Source organism: Terrihabitans rhizophilus, assembly GCF_033898525.1.
GTDB lineage: Bacteria > Pseudomonadota > Alphaproteobacteria > Rhizobiales > Methylopilaceae > Flaviflagellibacter > Flaviflagellibacter rhizophilus.
This window is the reverse complement of sequence record NZ_JAXAFJ010000008.1, coordinates 105857-123329: the sequence shown is the minus strand read 5'-3', so window position 1 is coordinate 123329 and position 17473 is coordinate 105857. Positions and strand designations below refer to the sequence as shown.

Annotated in this window: 17 protein-coding genes and 2 tRNA genes; 10 read left to right on the top strand and 9 right to left on the bottom strand. The window is 65.4% G+C overall.

Translation table 11 applies throughout. The annotated features are described in order from the left end of the window. Positions 1–14: 14 nt before the first annotated feature. The 4 genes from SCD90_RS13155 to SCD90_RS13140 form a co-directional block, all read right to left on the bottom strand. Complete coding sequence (locus tag SCD90_RS13155; RefSeq protein WP_319845146.1) at positions 15–2771, bottom strand: valine--tRNA ligase; 2757 nt, start codon at positions 2769–2771, stop codon at positions 15–17. A gap of 102 nt (positions 2772–2873) precedes the next feature. Next, positions 2874–3413, bottom strand: coding sequence for a PopZ family protein (locus SCD90_RS13150; protein ID WP_425265692.1), 540 nt, complete (start codon positions 3411–3413; stop codon positions 2874–2876). Positions 3414–3558: 145 nt separating this feature from the next. After that, entirely contained in the window at positions 3559–4995 is a 1437-nt protein-coding gene (locus tag SCD90_RS13145; RefSeq protein WP_319845144.1) for a TolC family outer membrane protein, read from the bottom strand. A gap of 155 nt (positions 4996–5150) precedes the next feature. Beyond that, positions 5151–5807 carry a protein-L-isoaspartate O-methyltransferase family protein gene (locus tag SCD90_RS13140; RefSeq protein ID WP_319845143.1) on the bottom strand — a complete coding sequence of 219 codons (657 nt, stop codon included), beginning with the start codon at positions 5805–5807 and terminating at the stop codon, positions 5151–5153. Between the two features lie 173 nt (positions 5808–5980). On the opposite strand from SCD90_RS13140, the gene SCD90_RS13135 reads away from it, so the two are divergent. The 4 genes from SCD90_RS13135 (at position 5981) to SCD90_RS13120 (ending at position 8459) form a co-directional block, all read left to right on the top strand. Beyond that, positions 5981–6054: transfer RNA gene (locus tag SCD90_RS13135), tRNA-Cys, on the top strand. Between the two features lie 479 nt (positions 6055–6533). Next, entirely contained in the window at positions 6534–7448 is a 915-nt protein-coding gene (locus SCD90_RS13130; protein WP_319845142.1) for an ATP-grasp domain-containing protein, read from the top strand. Continuing rightward, positions 7445–8248: a class I SAM-dependent methyltransferase gene (locus SCD90_RS13125; protein WP_319845141.1), complete on the top strand. Its 804-nt coding sequence runs from the start codon at positions 7445–7447 to the stop codon at positions 8246–8248. Before SCD90_RS13130 ends, SCD90_RS13125 begins: the two co-directional genes overlap by 4 nt. A 135-nt stretch (positions 8249–8383) precedes the next feature. Further along, positions 8384–8459: transfer RNA gene (locus SCD90_RS13120), tRNA-Asn, on the top strand. Positions 8460–8550: 91 nt separating this feature from the next. Here the strand turns inward: SCD90_RS13120 and SCD90_RS13115 are convergent. Continuing rightward, positions 8551–9165 carry a DUF924 family protein gene (locus SCD90_RS13115; protein WP_319845140.1) on the bottom strand — a complete coding sequence of 205 codons (615 nt, stop codon included), beginning with the start codon at positions 9163–9165 and terminating at the stop codon, positions 8551–8553. A 75-nt stretch (positions 9166–9240) separates the two neighbouring features. Between SCD90_RS13115 and SCD90_RS13110 the strand changes: the two genes are divergently transcribed. Further along, positions 9241–9843, top strand: a complete 603-nt coding sequence (locus SCD90_RS13110; protein WP_319845139.1) for a glutathione S-transferase family protein — start codon at positions 9241–9243, stop codon at positions 9841–9843. 50 nt (positions 9844–9893) lie between these two features. On the opposite strand, the gene SCD90_RS13105 is transcribed toward SCD90_RS13110, so the two are convergent. The 3 genes from SCD90_RS13105 to SCD90_RS13095 form a co-directional block, all read right to left on the bottom strand. Continuing rightward, complete coding sequence (locus tag SCD90_RS13105; RefSeq protein ID WP_319845138.1) at positions 9894–10514, bottom strand: outer membrane protein; 621 nt, start codon at positions 10512–10514, stop codon at positions 9894–9896. Between the two features lie 199 nt (positions 10515–10713). Next, entirely contained in the window at positions 10714–11358 is a 645-nt protein-coding gene (locus SCD90_RS13100; RefSeq protein ID WP_319845137.1) for an outer membrane protein, read from the bottom strand. Between the two features lie 183 nt (positions 11359–11541). Then, on the bottom strand, positions 11542–12204 hold the full coding sequence (locus SCD90_RS13095) for an outer membrane protein (RefSeq protein ID WP_319845136.1): 663 nt from the start codon (positions 12202–12204) through the stop codon (positions 11542–11544). Between the two features lie 207 nt (positions 12205–12411). Between SCD90_RS13095 and uvrC the strand changes: the two genes are divergently transcribed. From uvrC to SCD90_RS13075, 4 genes are all read left to right on the top strand, one after another. Next, positions 12412–14448, top strand: coding sequence for an excinuclease ABC subunit UvrC (uvrC, locus tag SCD90_RS13090; RefSeq protein ID WP_319845135.1), 2037 nt, complete (start codon positions 12412–12414; stop codon positions 14446–14448). Positions 14449–14532: 84 nt separating this feature from the next. After that, positions 14533–15150, top strand: a complete 618-nt coding sequence (pgsA, locus tag SCD90_RS13085) for a CDP-diacylglycerol--glycerol-3-phosphate 3-phosphatidyltransferase (RefSeq protein WP_319845134.1) — start codon at positions 14533–14535, stop codon at positions 15148–15150. Next, positions 15147–15398: a molybdopterin converting factor subunit 1 gene (gene moaD, locus SCD90_RS13080; RefSeq protein WP_319845133.1), complete on the top strand. Its 252-nt coding sequence runs from the start codon at positions 15147–15149 to the stop codon at positions 15396–15398. The genes pgsA and moaD overlap by 4 nt, the downstream gene beginning before the upstream one ends. Positions 15399–15401: 3 nt before the next feature. Then, entirely contained in the window at positions 15402–15848 is a 447-nt protein-coding gene (locus SCD90_RS13075; protein ID WP_319845132.1) for a molybdenum cofactor biosynthesis protein MoaE, read from the top strand. Here SCD90_RS13075 and SCD90_RS13070 read toward each other — a convergent pair whose 3' ends face one another. Continuing rightward, on the bottom strand, positions 15849–16805 hold the full coding sequence (locus SCD90_RS13070; RefSeq protein ID WP_319845131.1) for a metallophosphoesterase family protein: 957 nt from the start codon (positions 16803–16805) through the stop codon (positions 15849–15851). Between the two features lie 109 nt (positions 16806–16914). Here SCD90_RS13070 and SCD90_RS13065 point away from each other — a divergent pair, with 109 nt between their 5' ends. After that, positions 16915–17358 (top strand): NUDIX domain-containing protein, encoded by a 444-nt coding sequence (locus SCD90_RS13065; RefSeq protein ID WP_319845130.1) that lies wholly within the window; start codon positions 16915–16917, stop codon positions 17356–17358. Positions 17359–17473: the final 115 nt, after the last annotated feature.

The window sequence follows — 17473 nt, the reverse complement described above, 5'->3', positions numbered from 1 at the left end:
CGGGCGTTTCGGGATCAGGCGCCGCCGAGTTGCTCCAGCGCCTCGGTGATCCTGACGCGGCGCAGTTCGGCTTCCTCGCGGCGTTCGCGCTGCTCGTCCACCACCTCTTCCTTGGCGCGGGCCAGGAAATCGGGATTGCCGAGCTTGCGGCCGATCTTCTCGATCTCGTCCACGATCTTCGCGAGCTCCTTGGCGAGGCGCGCACGCTCGGCGCCGAGGTCCACGACATCGGCGATCGGCAGGGCAAGAACGCCGCCGCGCACGAGAAGCTGGATGGAGCCTGCCGGCGCCGTAGGGGCCGTCGTTACTCCCGAGAGGCGCGCAAGGCGCTTCAGCGCATCCTCGTAGCGGACGGCCCAGGACTGCACCGCGTCCGTGGGCTGCACCAGCACCAGCGGAATCTGGGCGCTGCCCGGCACGTTCATCTCGGTGCGCACCGAGCGCACCTCGGAGATCGTGTCGACCAACCAGCCGATCTCGCCCTCGGCTGTCGCCCAGTCGTTTTCGACCGGCTCCGGCCATGCGGCGAGCGCCAGCACGCTCTCCCGTCCAGCGGGCGGAGCCGTGACCCGCCACAGCTCTTCGGTGATGAAGGGCATGAAGGGGTGGAGCAGCTTCACCGACTGATCAAGGCACCATGACAGGGTGGCGCGCGTCTCGTCGCGCTCCGCCGACGGCGTCTCGGATTGCAGGACCGGCTTGGCCAGTTCGACGTACCAGTCGCAGAAGATGCTCCAGACGAAGCGGTAGACCGCGCCGGCCGCATCGTTGAAGCGGTATGCGCCGAGCGCGTCCTCGGTGTCCTCGATGGCGCGGGAAGTTTCCCGGATGATCCAGCGGTTTAGCGTCGTGGTGGCGTTCGCCGGATTGAAACCCGTGTCCACGGCGCAGCCGTTCATCTCGGCGAAGCGTGCGGCGTTCCAGAGCTTGGTCGCGAAGTTGCGGTAGCCTTCGATGCGCTGGCGAGCCAGCTTGATGTCACGCCCCTGCGCGGCCATGGCGGCAAGCGTGAAGCGCACGGCATCGGCACCGTACTGGTCCATCAGGTCCAGCGGGTCGATGACGTTGCCCTTGGACTTCGACATCTTCGCGCCCTTCTCGTCGCGGACGAGGGCGTGGATGTAGATGTCCTTGAACGGCACCTCATCCATGAAGTGAATGCCCATCATCATCATCCGGGCAACCCAGAAGAAAATGATGTCGAAGCCGGTCACCAGGACGGAGGTGGGATAGTAACGCGCGACCTCCGGCGTCTCGTCCGGCCAGCCCAGAGTGGAGAACGGCCACAGGGCCGAGGAGAACCAGGTGTCGAGCACGTCCTCGTCACGGCGCAGATAAAGGTGCTGGTCGCGGCCTTCCGCGATGTTGGCCGCAACCTCCTCGCTCAGCACGCCATTCGTGACGTAATGGGCCAGCGCCTTGGCCATGGCGTCCTCTTCCGTCTCCTCGACGAAGAGCGTGCCGTCCGGGCCGTACCAGGCCGGGATCTGGTGGCCCCACCACAGCTGGCGCGAGATGCACCAGGGCTGGATGTTGTTCAGCCACTCGAAATAGGTCTTCTCCCAGTTTTTCGGGATGAAGTCCGTGCGCCCGCTCTGCACGGCGGCCAGCGCAGGCTTTGCGAGCGTGGCGGCGTCTACGTACCACTGGTCGGTCAGGTACGGCTCGATGACCACGTTCGAGCGGTCGCCATGCGGCACCATGTGGAGGTGCGGCTCGATCTTCTCGACGAGTTCCCGCTCTTCCATCAGGGCCAGCACGGCCTTGCGGGCGGCGAAGCGCTCGACACCATGAAGCGCCATGACCTCGGCAAGCGGCTCCGCGCCTTCGAGGAAGGCATCGTTGTCCTGCAGCGTCAGGCGGGCTTCGGGATCGAAGATGTTGATGAGCGGCAGGTCGTGGCGGCGGCCGACATCGAAGTCGTTGAAGTCGTGCGCCGGGGTGATCTTCACCGCGCCCGAGCCCTTCTCGGGATCGGAGTACTCATCGGCCACGATGGGAATGCGGCGTCCGACCAACGGCAGCAGCACGTGGCGGCCGACGAGATGGCGATAGCGTTCGTCCTCCGGGTGCACCGCCACGGCGGCGTCGCCCAGCATGGTCTCGGGCCGCGTGGTGGCGACGATGATGACCTCGTTGGTCCCCTCCACCGGGTAGCGCAGGTGCCAGAGATTGCCGCGCGTCTCGACCTGCTGGACTTCGAGGTCCGAGATCGCGGTCAGGAACTTGGGGTCCCAGTTCACAAGGCGCTTGTCCTTGTAGATCAGGCCCTGATTGTAGAGCTCCACGAAGATCTTGCGGACGGCCCGCGACAGCCCCTCGTCCATGGTGAAGCGTTCGCGCGAGAAATCGCACGATGCACCGAGGCGGCGCAGCTGGCGCATGATGGTGCCGCCGGATTCCTCCTTCCACGCCCAGACGCGGCGGACGAATTCCTCGCGCCCGAGATCGCGACGCGAGGGCTCGCCGCGTTCGGCCAGCTGGCGCTCCACCACCATCTGCGTGGCGATGCCGGCATGGTCGGTGCCCGGCTGCCACAGCACGTCCTTGCCCTTCATCCGCTGCAGGCGGCACAGCACGTCCTGCAGGGTGTTGTTGAGCGCGTGGCCCATATGCAGCGAGCCGGTGACGTTCGGCGGCGGGATGACGATGGAGAAGGTCTCGGCGTCCATGCGCTCCGGACGGCCCGCGCGGAACGCCTCCGCCTCGTCCCACGCCGCGCTGATGCGCGGCTCGATGTCTGCGGGCTGGTAGGTCTTCTCGATGGTCATGGCACGCTTCGGTTCTGCGGGAACGGAGGGTGCCGGTTAGACCCGCTGCCGCCCGCGCCTGTCAACGCATCGCGGGTTTTCGCCAGACGCAGAGGGCAGCGCTCAGCGGCGCGGGCCGCGCGATACCCGTTCGATTTCGGCGCGGACCAGCCGCTCCACGATGCCTGGCAGGTTGTCGTCGAGCCAGTCGCTGAGCATGGGCCGCAGCATGTCCTGCACGAGATCGTCCAGCGTGCGGCCGTTCTGCGAGATGATGGTGTTGCTGAGCGTTCCGAAGGCGGACGCGACGGCTCGGGTTGCCTCGGCACCGACCAGCGTCTCGGTCTCGGCATGGAAAGGCGTGCGCGGGCCGGCGGGCGCGACCTCGACTTCCACCGGCGCGGAGGCCGCGGTGAAGCCATAGGCTGCAAGGGTTTCCTGCCCGGCCTTCTCGTTCTCGGCCGCGTTGCGGATGGCGGCATCGAAGGCCGCGAGGTCGTCCGTCAATCCGGCGGCCTGATCGGGAACGGTGACATACGTGTCCTCGTCCTCGACGTCATCGAGCTCAGGTGCCTCGGGTTCCACGGCGCGGAGCGCGGGGCGCGGCTGCGCGTTCTCGTCATCGGCAATGATCCGGCGGATGGAGGCCAGGATCTCCTCCATCGTCGGCTCATGGGCTTTTGCCGTGTTGTTCATCGACCTGTCCTGACAACGCAACCAGCGGACGCACCGGGTGATTCCCGCTGCGCGTCCAGTATTGCCCGCATGACAATCAAGACAAGCGGGCGCAGGGACTTATCCCCCCGGATCAGCGCCCGTCAGGCGTGCGAAGGCCGAACCACTTGTCGCGCACCTGATCGTAATGGACCTGTGCGTCGTATTTCGCGACCTTGAGGCCGAGGCGCTCGGTGTTGAGGCGGCCGATGGCCTGCAGCACCGCATAGGATGCCACCACCCGGTCACGCTGCGCGGTGATCAAAGTCACGCGCGCATTCAGCAGTTCCTGCTGGAAGTTCAGCACGTCGAGCGTGGTCCGCTGGCCGACGCGGTATTCCTCGCGCACGCCGCTGAGGGCGATGCCCGATGCTTCCACCTGTGCCTGCGCCGCGATGATCTGCGCCTTTGCGCCTTCGAGAGCACCCCATGCGGAGACGACGGCTGCGCGCACCTGATCGCGCACGATGTCGGCTTCCAGCCGGCGCTGGCCGAGGATTTCCTTGGCTTCGCGGACGCGGGAATATTCCTGGCCGCCCTGATAGATCGGCACCGTCAGCACGCCGAGCACGCTGGCGTTGACGCTGTTGGTCGTGCCGTTGGCAGAGCCCGCGCCGAGCCCCGTTCCAGCACCGCTGGAATAGGCGTCATCGACCTGACCGCTGACATTGCCCTGCACCGAGAGCGTCGGCGCCAGTTCGCCCTGCACCACCCGCACCTGAAGCGCGGCGGCGTCATAGGCGTGGAGCGCCGCGAGGCTGGCGGGATGCTCGGCATGCCCGACATCCAGAGCCGCGTTCAGCGTCTTGGGCAGCAGGCGGTCGATGGGACGGCCCGGAACCAGCTTCGTGGGCTCGGACCCGATGATCTGCCGGTAGATGGCGCGGCTGGCCTTCAGATTGGCCTCGGCGACGCTGACGTCGGAACGCGAACCTGCGAGGCGCGACTCGGAGAGCGCGACGTCGGTGCGGGTCACCTCGCCCACATCGAAGCGCTCGCGGGTTGCGCGCAGATCCTCGTTGAGAAGCTGGACGTTGTTGCGGTTGAGATCGAGGATCGCGAAGTCGCGAAGCACGTTCATGTACGCTTCGGCGGCGTCGTAGAGCACGTTCTGCTCGGTGTTCAGCAAGGTCTCGCGAGCGGAGAGCACGCCGCTTTCGGCCTGACGGACCCCGTTACGGGTGCGATACCCGTTGAAGATGTTCTGCTGGATGGTGACGCCGGTGCTTGCCGTCCAGGCATCGGAATCAACCCGCGCGCCGCCGGGACGCCAGGTGCGGCCCGCTGTCCGGCCACCGTCCAGCGAGCCGGAAATCTGCGGGCGATAGCCCGACAAGGCCTGAGGAACGCTCTCGTCGGTCGCGCGAGTCGCCGCGCGTTGAGCGTTCAGCGTCGGGTTTGCGGTGTAGGCCTGCGCCAGCGCGTCCATCAGCGTTTCAGCCGAGACGGGCGCTGCGAAGACAGCGACCAGTGCGGTCTGGGCGACAAGCAGGCTCAGGAGCCGCTTCAGCCCTCGCGCTTTCAGGTTCATCCCCGGCTTCATGCTGCCACCCTTTAACACCGACACGCGTCCGTCCGACTTCTATAACGGATACGCGCTAATTCTAGTGATGGCGGAGCGGTCTAAAAACCCAGGCTGCGCCAATCCCGGTCGTTAACCGGGAACTGGTGCATTATGGACACAGATCAGAAGACGAACTCGCGCTTTTGTTCAAAGCCCGGAAGCACGGGCGCGGCAGCACCGAAAACGGGGAACCCGCTGAGTTCTCCGCCGACCGCGCGGAAGACCGTGCCCTGCCCGCTGCGCCCGGAGCCAAGAACCGTGACGAGCCGGCCTTCGGGCTTCAGCTGAACCGCAAGGCCGTCCGGAATCACCTCGACGGCGCCCTCGATGATGATCGCGTCGAAGGGCGGCTGATCGGCACAACCCGCCGCCAGATCACCTGCCACGACAACGACATTGGTGAAGCCGCCTTTGCGCAGCGCGTCCGTGGATGCAGCCGCCAGATCGGGTGTCTCGACCGCGACCACCTCCGCCGCGATGCGCGAAGCGAGCGCCGCGCCATAGCCCGTGCAGCCGCCGATCATCAGGACGCGCTCCCCCGGCTGGAGGTCGGCGGCCTTGAGCAGCTTGCCCAGCACCATGGGGTTCAACAGCTTGCGGCTGGAACCCTCGACGGCCGGAATCTCATGATCGGAATAAGCAAGGGTCTGCCAGGAGTCGGAAACGAACAGCTCCCGCGGCACGGCGTGCATCGCGGCCACGATAGGGGTGTCCGTGATCTCGTTGGTCCGGATCTGCCCCTCGATCATGTACCGGCGTGCCTGCGCAAAATCGAACATCGGTCCGCACCCTGTTTCCCTGCATTGCCCCCGCACTTAGCGGCGAAGAAGCGGCGAACGCAAGCGTTGAACGATGTGGCTTTTGCGTGAAGCGGGTGGTTGAACTGCCCCGGTGCGACTGCTATTGGCTGTCCACCCCCGCCAGTCGAATGCTCTTCGATTTGGAATTTTGAGGCCACGTGGCGGAGTGGTTACGCAGAGGACTGCAAATCCTTGCACCCCGGTTCGATTCCGGGCGTGGCCTCCATCTATTCCGATAATATGCGGGCACTCAGACTTGGCGCCGGGCATCTATTGCAAGGTTCTATGTCGCCTTCGTGCTGCGATCAGATTCGTGGGGCACCGGCGGCTACCTTGAAGATGGCGAGCGCATCACGTGAACGCTTCGCAGACGCCTGCCCGCTTTCGAACGTATCGCGGAGCACGCGCGAAAGACGCCCCGTCTCACCGGTATCCGGCCCCGCGAGTGCTCCGCGATTTCCGGGATGAAGAATATCCCTCATGCATCCATGTTGCAGAAAGTGGCGAGCCCGCCATTGATCTCACCCCGCGCCGTCCGAAATGGACAACAAAGCGATTATTGGTATGCTTTCGGAGTAATGCGTTTGGCTGATCCGTATCCGTCTTACTGCTAGCTGAAAGTTCGAAGTTTTGCCGGATTGCAACCTGGTTTTGTTCCACCGAGCGCGCTGGCAGGACGTCTCGGATTTCTTCCGGCTCAAGCAAATGATCGAAGCAAGGGAGCCGCGGCTGGAGGTTTTCGTCGCGTCCGATGACGACCCGTCGGCGTCTATGCTCAAGCGTGCGTCCAGGCGTCCAGCGCTGCTTTTCTCCCCCGGAACGCTCCTGAAATCGACGCCCAGATCGGGGCGCCTTTACCAAGGACGCTTCATCCCCAAGCAGCAACAGACTTCCTTGATGGAAGCGGCCGGCATTCCAACCCCACGATCAGCACTCCTGACACCTGAACTTCGCCTGGGACCGGAGTGGGGAGACTTCGTTATCACCAAGCCCACGGCCCGGGGCACATCTTCAACAGGTCTGGGCGTACAGCTGTACCGGCGTTCGGAGCTGCGCTACAGGGCACCGTCGGACTTCCCGTTGGAACATCCCGGCCGTCGCGGCCCCATGCTCGTCCAGCATTTCATCGATACGGGTGCCTTCCCCTCCCATTACCGCGTGTGTTCGCTGCTCGGCCGCGCCCTCTATTCCGTAAAGTTCTGGAGCGACGTACAGCGGCCCGATCTGCAGACGGCGACGAATGAAGAGCTCGCGATGGCGCGGATCGCCACAAATCTCAGCGGAGGAGGACGCAACCGCCAACTCGTCGCGGAAGACGACGTTCTGGATCTCGCAAAACGCACACACGATATGCTTCCAGACATTCCCTTGATGGGTATCGACATCGTTCGGGAAGCAGCAACGGGGAAGCTGTTCGTTCTTGAGCTCAACGCGGGTGGCCAAGTCTGGCATCTTTCGTCCGAAGCCGGCATTCCGTTCCGCCTCAACCTTGCCGCACAGCGCGGCGCCCCCCCGGAGCAAGCGGAGCACGTCGGCCGCAGCATGATCGAAGAACAATTCGGCCTTTTCGACATTGCCGCCGAAACCTTGGCTGCAAAGACCCTGGCAGAGGCTCAATGACCGCCGAACACTGGAGGTCCATGGCGGAGCGTTGGTCGCAGATCGACGTGCCGATGCGACCGAGCGCAGAAGACACGGCCATTTTTGCCGCAGCCATCTCGCCGGACAGACCGGTGCGATGCCTGCTGCTCGGCCTGACGCCGGAACTGGCCGGCCTTTCCTTGCCGCCTGGCTCAATCATTGTGCCGACGGACTTCTCAGAGCCGATGCGGAGTGCACTCTGCGGGCTGGCAGAGCCGCTCCGGACGACGGCAGTCATCGCCGACTGGCGGCAGATGCCGTATCCAGATTCCTGTTTCGATCTCGTCCTGGGCGATGGTGTTTACACGGTGATCGGGGGTGCCGCTCCGCAACAGGCGCTTAGCAGGAGCATTCGCAGGGTTCTCCGCCCGGGCGGCCAACTGATTGTCAGGCACTTCGTACGGCCTGAGAACTCCGGCACACCGGACGAGACGATAGGCTTGTTGCACGCCGGTCACTTCGCGACGTTTCAAGGCTTCAAGATGCGCTATCTCATGTCGATGGCTTCACCGATCACCAATTGCGTTGAACCTCGCGACTGCTGGGAGCATTGGCAGGCGCAACACATCGACAGACGGGAACTGGCCGCAAGACTCGGGTTCGCTGAAAGCGCCATCGATACGATCGACGGTTATCGCGGCAGCACGGAGATCTATAACTTCTCGACGCTTGAAGGCATCCGCAACAAGCTGTCGGAGCACTTCACCGAAGAGTGGCTGGTCATCCCCTCTTACCGTCTCGGAGAGAGCTGCCCGGTGATGGGGCTCACCCCCCGGTGAGCGGCCCCCCGCCATGCGCTCGTGCCGCCAGCGACCACCTGGGCACGACATCTTTCCGCGCAGAAACCGCCAAACACGGGTTGGCATCCGCGGCGAGTCTGGCTATATCGTGCGGATCGGCGCTTCGGCGGCCGTTCCCTGATAGCTCAGTTGGTAGAGCGTTCGACTGTTAATCGGATGGTCGCAGGTTCGAGTCCTGCTCAGGGAGCCACCGCCGCCCTCTTGTGAGAGCGCCGGCTTCAACCCCCGAAACAATTGACGAGTGACGGCATCGCATCGTGCGATCTCTCACCCCTTGGGGATCAACCCGAGAAGCCCCCCTGCTCCAGGAATGCCACTTCTTCGGCCGTGCTCTCGCGCAGCAGGATCGCGTTGCGATGCGGGAAGCGGCCATAGAGGTGGACGATCCGCCTGTGCTCCGCCGCGTGGTGGCGGGTGGCCTCCGGAAGATCCCGGGCCAGCATGACGCAGAGGTCCTGATCCCCGAGCTCTTCCGAGTGCATGAAGGGCAGGATGAAGAACGAGCGCAGTTCGGGCGCCACCTGCTGCATGTAGCCCAGCCGCTGCGCCTCGCGTGCGTAATGCAGCGCCAGCGGATCGGTGGCGTACATTTGGGCGGTGCCTCGGAAGGAGTTGCGCGGGAACTGGTCGGTGAGGATCAGCAGTGCGAGCGCGCCGTCCGGGCTGGTCATCCACGAATCGAACTCGCGGGCAGCTGCCTTGAAATGCAGGTCCTCATAGCCCTGCCGGAAGCGGCGGTCGAAATCCTCGTTCTTCTCGAACCAAAGCCCTTTGGCCCCGGCATCGCGCCAGAAGGCCAGCAGATCCGCGATCTGCTGCTCTGAAGCGTCCACAGCTTGTTGGGAAGCCGGCCCGCGCACAGCCTCGGGGCTGGCTGCAAGTGTGTCGGCTGGCATGATTTTGACTCCTCGGGCAGGTTCGGGACTATGTCCGCTGCGCCGGCGCTTCGTCAAAACCACAGGGAATCGATCATGCTCGTCCTGCGCTCCTCGCCGGCTTCTCCTTTCGGCCGCAAGGTGAAGATCGCGGCGTCCGTCATGGGGCTGCGGAACCGCATCGATGTGGTGGCCGCCGACACGACCGACCCGCAGGACAGCCTTCGCCAGCAGAACCCCTTGGGCAAGATCCCGGTGCTGGTCTTCGACAACGGCGACGCCCTCTACGACAGCCGCGTCATCGTCGAATATCTCGACAGCATCTCCGAAGCCGGGCGGGTGATTCCCGGCGGGGCGGCCCGCTTCGACGCGCTGCGGCTGCAGGCGCTGGCGGACGGGATCGCGGATGCGGCGCTGATGCGGGTTTATGAGAGCCGCTTCCGGCCGGAGGAACATCGCAGCGCGGACTGGGTGGCGCACCAGACCGGCAAGGTCGACCGCGGCCTCGCCCATCTGGAGCCCGGCCCCCTGCCCGAAATCCCGGAAGTGCCGCATATCGGCGCGATCGCGCTGGCCTGCACCCTTGGCTATCTCGACCTGCGCGCACCCGGCTGGCGGCCCGACTACCCCAGCCTCTCGGCGTGGCTGGACAGCTTCGAAGAGCGCGTGCCGTCCTTTGCCGAGACCCGGGCCCACTAACAGGAAAAGCCCCGCCTGAGCGGGGCTTTGCCGTTGAGACTTCAAGCTTCCTAGAAGCGGTAGTTCACGCCGAGGCGCACATTGTGCAGGTCCGGCTCGATGTCGCCGACGCCGGAATACGACTCGCTGCCGAAGTCCATGTAGAGGTACTCGGCTTTGGCCGAGACGCGCTCGGTAAGAGCCATTTCCACGCCCGCACCAAGCGTCCAGCCAAGGTGGGTGTTGCTGTCCGAGGACACCGGGCCTTCATATTCGGCGTTAGCCCAGGCCAGGCCGCCCGTGCCGTAGGCCACGAAGCGGTCGAAGGCGAAGCCGACGCGGCCGCGGGCGGTGCCGAGCCAGTCCACGTCGTAGCTGTCGACCAGACCGCTGGCGCCCACGCCGGAATAGGACACGTCGGCTTCCACGCCGGCCAGGAACTGGCCCATCTGCCAGTTGAAGCCGCCCTGCACGCCACCGACGAACCCGTCGATGTCGGCTTCGCTGGCTTCGCCGGTGCCGTAGCCGACATGGCCACCGACGTAGAAACCGGTCCAGTTCGACGCAGATGTCGCGGGCGCGGCATAGCTGCTCTCGCCACCGCCGTAATAGGGAACGTCTGCCGCAGATGCAGCCAGGGGCGCGGACATCGCGGCGCCGGCTACAGCAAGGCTCGTGAGGAGATTACGCATTACAAAACTCCGGAACTAGCCGTCCAACCTCAGTGCAGGAGGACTTCTAACCCCCGAACACTTCTCGGAGCCTTAACGACGCGTAACCTGAATGTTTTGCTTTTTACGTAGTTGACGAGCCGTAAACCCGTGCCCGCTGAGGTAAACAAAAAATGCCCCGGATTTCGCCGGGGCCTTCTACTTTTGAGAGACGCTGGGATCAGAAGCGGAAGTTAACGCCCGCCTTCACCGTGTGGGCGTCGAAGTTGACGTCTGTGCCGCCGACATCCTGCTCACCGAGATCGACATAGCCATATTCGGCCTTGGCGGAGATGTTCTGCGTCAGGCCGACCTCGACGCCGCCGCCGGCGGTCCAGCCGATCTGGGTGTCAGCAGCGCTGGCCACTGCGTTCGAGTACTCGACCTCACCGAAGGCCACGCCGCCGGTGCCGTAGATGAGGATGCGGTCGAGCGCGAAGCCGACGCGGCCGCGAACGGTGGCGAGATAGTTCAGCTGCGAGTCGAAGCCGACCTCTGCCGCATCGTCCTCGTTGTTCAGGTCGGTCCAGGAGGCATCGCCCTCGATGCCGGCGACCCAATTGCCGAACTGCATGTTGTAGCCGACCTGGCCACCGGCCAGCGCGCCTTCGGTGTCCGATTCGAGGCCGTCATCGGTCTTGCCGAAGCCGTAGCCGCCATGCGCACCGACATAGAAGCCGGTCCAGTCGTAGGCGGAGGGCGCTTCGGGTGCCGGCGCAACGGCGGCATAAGGCGCCTGCTGCACGGGCATGTCGGCAGCGAAGGCTGCTGGGGCAAGCGCCAGGACGGACGCGCCCGCCAGCAGAGATGAAAATGTTTTGATCATGAGCTGAACCCTTACTGTCACCCTGCCCGGCTGCTCGCAAACGCGGAAACGTCATGCGGCGCATGCCAGGCACGGAACAGGGGTAAAACAAAAGGCCGCGAATTGCTCGCGGCCCTTTCAAAGCAAATATGGGGCAAATTTGGGTAGCTGCCAAAGAGCTGCCGCATTCCGGTCAAGGTGCGCCTAGAACTTGAAGTTGGCGCCCAGCCTCATGACATGCCCGTCCCACTCCGTGTTCTGATCGCCGGCCGCTGTCTCGAAGCCTTTTTCCTCAAGGTCGAGATACAGATACTCGGCCTTCAGCGTCAGGTTCTTTGTTAGCTCCCGCTCGATGCCCGCGCCGGCTGCAAGGCCCCAGGCAGTCTGGTCCTCGCTGCCGCCGCCCGGCGTGCCGCTCTCGATGCCACCGACAGCGGCACCCGCGGTGCCATAGACGAGAGTCTTGTCGAAGGCGTAGCCAATGCGCCCGCGCAACGTGGAGAACCAGTTCAGGTCGCTCTGCGTGGGAGCGTCCGCGAGCGAGGTCGATCCATCCACGCCGCTGGCCTGAATATCACCCTCGACGCCGATCACGACGCGGCCGAGTTGCTTGTTGTAGCCGATCTGGAAGCCGCCGATGGCCCCATCACCGTCGTAGCTGGTGCTGGCACCGGCAGCCGGCGTGAAGGTGCCGAACTCTCCGAGCGTGTAGCCCGCATTGACACCGGCATAGGCGCCCGACCAGTCGGTCGCGGCCTGTTGCACGGCGACATCGAGAGGAGCGATGCGCGGCATGTCCGCAGCCTGCGCGCCGAAGGGCAGCGCGGACGCGATCAGGACACCATAGCAGGCGAGACTGTTCTTCATGCCTCAGTCCTCCGCGACGGGACGCCGCGCACACATACAAACCTACAACGCACGAGAGCCCCATCGGTTGCCCCGGTACGATCCCGGAAGCTACGCCACCAGTTTGGAGAAAACGTGGCGGAGGCCCGGCGCGACCATGGGTGGAGGATCGTGCGCGGAGTGCCTAGATAAGGCCGGCCGCCACGAGCGGCTGATTCCCCCGGCGACATGAACAGCACCAAGCAGAACCTGGAACCCGACAACATCCTGGCCGACGCCTCCGAAGTGGACGCGCCCGAGGCGGAAGCGCGCGTCGGTGCGGACGACTGGGGCCGCGCCGATCTTTCGGAAGAGGATGAAGGCCCTGCGGGAACCGGCGTGGAGGTGATCCGCCGGGCCGTGAAGACGCTGCCGAACAGCCCCGGGGTCTATCGCATGGTGCAGGCCGACGGGGAGGTTCTCTATGTCGGCAAGGCGCGCAGCCTGAAGAAGCGCGTCTCGAACTATGCGCGCGGCTATGGCCACACCGACAGGCTGGCGCAGATGATCGCCGCCACCGCACGCATGGAGTTCGTCACCACGGGGACGGAATCCGAAGCCCTGCTGCTGGAGGCCAACCTCATCAAGAGGCTGCGCCCGCGCTTCAATGTGCTGATGCGCGACGACAAGAGCTTTGCCTACATCCTCGTCGCGCACGACCATGAGGCGCCGCGCATCGCCAAGCATCGCGGCGCGCGCAGCATCAAGGGCGATTATTTCGGCCCCTTCGCCTCGACCTGGGCGGTGAACCGCACGGTGACGGCGCTGCAGAAGGCTTTCCTGCTGCGCTCCTGCTCCGACGCCGTCTATGAGAGCCGCACCCGCCCGTGCCTCTTGTTCCAGATAAAGCGCTGCTCCGGCCCCTGCACGCGGGAAATCGCGCTGGAGGAGTACGGCGAGCTGGTGAAGGAGTCGCACGACTTCCTGTGCGGCAAGAGCCAGGCGGTTCAGCGGCGCCTTGCCATCCACATGCAGGAGGCGTCGGAAAACCTCGATTTCGAGACCGCGGCGCGATACCGCGACCGCATCTCGGCACTGACCTCGATCCAGTCCCATCAGGGCATCAACCCGCGCTCCGTGGAGGAGGCCGATGTGTTCGCCATCCATCAGGAGGGCGGGCAGACCTGCATACAGGTGTTCTTTTTCCGCACCTTCCAGAACTGGGGCAACCGCGCCTATTTCCCGCGCGCCGATCGCTCCCTTTCATCGGAGGAGGTGCTGGGCGCTTTCATGGCCCAGTTTTACGAGGACAAGCCGGCGGCTCGCCTCATCCTTCTCTCCACCGCCGCCGAGGATTCGGATGTGCTGGCGGAGGCGCTGACCCTGCGGACCGGACGCAAGGTCGAGATCGCCGTGCCGCAGCGCGGCGACAAATGCGAACTGGTGCGCCATGCCCACCAGAACGCCCGCGAGGCTCTGGGCCGCAAGCTGGCGGAAAGCGCCAGCCAGACGCGGCTGCTCGACGGCCTTGCCTCGACGCTGAACCTGCCCACGCCGCCGCGGCGGATCGAGGTTTACGACAACAGCCACATCATGGGTCAGGCCGCCATCGGGGCCATGATCGTGGCCGGGCCGGAAGGTTTCCAGAAGAACCACTACCGCAAGTTCAACATCCGCTCGGAGGAGATCACTCCGGGCGACGATTTCGGGATGATGCGGGAGGTGCTGCAGCGGCGCTTCGCTCGGCTGGTGAAGGAAAGCCCTCGCCTGCCGGTCACGGGCGAGGCCGATACCCGCAACGAGGAAACGGGCGCGCCCGGCGAAACGCCGATGTGGCCGGACCTCGTCATCATCGATGGCGGCGAGGGCCAGTTGAAGGTGGCGCGCGAGATCCTGTCGGGCCTCGGCATCGAGCATGTGGCTTTGGCTTCGGTGGCCAAGGGGCGCGACCGGGATGCCGGACGCGAGTTCATCCACATGCCCGGCCAGCAGCCGTTCCGGCTCGAACCGCGCGATCCCGTACTGTATTTCATTCAGCGCCTGCGCGACGAGGCGCACCGCTTCGCCATCGGCACCCACCGCGCCAAGCGCGCCAAGGAGTTCGTGAAGAACCCGCTGGACGAGATCGCCGGCATCGGGCCGACGCGCAAGCGCGCCTTGCTGCACCATTTCGGCAGCGCGAAGGCGGTCGCCCGCGCCGGCCTGACGGATCTGGAGAAGGTGCCCGGCATCAACCGCGCAACGGCCAAGATCGTCTACGAGTTCTTCCACGACAAGGCGGGCTGAGGACGGCGCCCCCCGTGCAGGACGTCTTAAGTATTGCCGGCTACGCTCATTGACGCCCCGCCCTCGCGCCCCCTATCTGAACCCATGTCGACCGTAGACGCCTCTCGCGCTTATGCGTGGAGCCTGCCCAATCTCCTGACCTATGCCCGCATCGCAGCGGTGCCGGTTGTTGTCGGCTGCCTTCTGACGAAGGACATCGATTACCGCTGGCTGGCGCTGGGCCTCTACATCGCCGCCGCCATCACGGATTACGTGGACGGCTATCTGGCGCGCGCCTGGAGCCAGCAATCGCCGCTGGGCCGGATGCTCGACCCCATCGCCGACAAGCTGCTGGTGGCGTCCTGCCTCCTGGCTTTCGCCGCCACCGGAATGCTGCAGGCCGGCACGGCAAATATCGGGACGATCTCGTTCTGGGCGGCCGTGGTGATCCTGTGCCGCGAGATCCTTGTCTCGGGCCTTCGTGAATTCCTCGCCGAGCTGCGCGTCAGCGTTCCCGTGACCCGCGTCGCCAAGTGGAAGACCGCCGCGCAGCTGACCGCCGTGGGCTTCCTCGTGGCGGGCCCTGCGGGCGACCAGATCGTGCCTTTCGTGACCGAGGCCGGGCATGTGCTGCTGTGGGTCGCCGCCGGCCTGACGCTCTACACCGGCTACGATTATTTCCGCGCCGGGCTGCGCAGCGTCTTCACGGACGATCCGGCATGAAGCTGCGCTACTTCGCCTGGGTTCGGGAGCAGATCGGCCGGCCCGAGGAAGAGGTCGAGCTGCCCGAAGGCGTGGAGACCGTGGGCGATCTCGTGCGCTGGTTGAAGACGCGCGGCGAGGAATACGGCGCAGCCTTCGAGCATGAAAAGGTTGTGCGCGCCGCCATCGACCGGGTGCATGTGAAGCCTGCCGCACGCCTCGAAGGCGCCAGTGAGGTGGCCTTCTTCCCGCCGATGACGGGCGGCTGACACATGGCCGTGCACCTGCAGGAAGAGCCCTTCGACACCGGTGCCTGGATCGACCGGCTGACGGCGGGGCGCACGGATGTCGGCGCTGTCGTGTCCTTCACCGGCCTGTGCCGCGCGGACGGCGAGACCGGCACCATCCAGGCCATGACGCTGGAGCACTATCCCGGCATGGCGGAGGAGGAACTCGGCCGGCTGGAGGACGAGGCGCGTGCGCGCTGGCCCTTGCTGGACGTGCTGATCCTGCACCGTTACGGGCGGCTGGTGCCGGGCGATCCCATCGTGCTGGTGGTGACGCTCTCGTCACACCGTGCAGCCGCCTTCGCGGCCGCCGATTTCGTGATGGACTACCTCAAGACCTCGGCTCCCTTCTGGAAGAAGGAAGAGAACGAGCGCGGCCCACAATGGGTAGAGGCCAAGGCGTCCGACGACGCCGCGCGCGACCGCTGGTAGCTATTCCGCCGTCGCGGGTTCCACGGTGAGGCCGGGATGGGCGATGGTCTGCCCCGCGCCGGCCCCCCAAAGGACTGTGCGCGAGCGCTCCCGGATATCCAGATCGCCATGGGCGTATCCGCGCTGCACCATCTCGCAGGTCCAGGCGCCCTTCTCCCCGTCTATGCGATAGATGTTGTAGGCGCCGGGCGTGCTCTCATTGGTCGGACCGATGGAAGCGGAGGGCACGCCGATCACCGGCACGGGACCGGATCGCCCCAGCAGGTGGATGAACTCGTTGCGGTGGTTGTGGCCGTGGAGGACCAGTTCGGCCCCGGCACGCAGCAGCGCCCGCTTGATGCGACGCGCGTCGGTGAGGCGGCGGAAAACCTCGCCCGTGCCGCTGGGAGGGTGATGGATCATGACCACCCGGAACATGCCCTCACCGTCCAGTTCCTTCAAAATCTCCGTCAGGCGGTAGCATTGCTCCTTCCCGAGGCGACCCTCCGCAGAATGAAAGCCGGTCGGCACCGCCGACGACAGCCCGATCAGGGCGACCTTTCCGCGCCGCCGCACATACGGAAAGAAGGGCGATCCCTCCGTGCGCTGGCTGTCGCCAGCCATGTATTCCGCCCAGTGCAGCTGCGGATGGTCGGCCGTGCCGCTGACATAGGCGTCGTGGTTGCCGGGAATGGCGGACACGTGCTCCGGCGATCCCAGCTTTTCGAGAAAGGCGCGAGCCGGCGTGAACTCCGCATCGAGGCCGATGACGGCGAGGTCTCCGGTGACGGCGATATGGTCGCAATTCTGCGCCAGCAAGTCCTGCGTCAGGGCCGCGAGGCAGGTCATGTCGTGCCGGCCGCGCCGGCGCACCCGCCAATTGGTGTAGCCCAGCAGCCGTTTGGAGAAGAGTTCGGAGAAACGCGGCCGGGGCAGCGGGCCGAGATGGGGGTCGGACAGGTGCGCGAGCGTGAACATGGCCGATCTCTAGCACAGCCCGGCGCCGGGCGTCCGCGCAAAACCGTGACGCTCGAATCGCCCGGCCCGGCCTAGACTTCTTCGGATGAAGGACCGCCTGTTTCCCATTATGCGCCCGTTTCTTGCACGACTCTGGGCTGTCACGCGCGGCCTCACCATGGGCGTCCGTGGTGCTGTGCTGGACGGTGAAGGCCGGATCCTGCTGGTGAAGCACGGCTATGTCGGCGGCTGGCACATGCCCGGCGGTGGCGTGGAAGTCGGCGAGACGGCGGAGCAGGCGCTGGTGCGGGAGCTTCAGGAAGAGGCGAACGTGACGCCGAAAGGTAGGCCCCAACTGCTCGGGGTGTTCCACCATCCCGGGTTCAGCCAGCGCGACCATGTGCTGGTCTATGTGGTGCGCGATTATGTCTGGTCCGGGCCGCGTACTCCGGATCGTGAGATCACGGATTGCAGATTTTTCCCGCTGGATGCGCTGCCGGAGGGCACGACGCCGGGAACGCGGCGCCGGATCGCGGAGATCGTGGATGGCGTGGCGCTCGCGGATCGCTGGTAGCGCGGGGCCTCATCCTGAGCTTGTCGAAGGATGCTGGCGGGCTGTGATCAACCGGTGACGCGGTGCGTATGGGTTCCGGCCTGCGCCGGAACGCGGCCGTTGATGGAAATGCCCC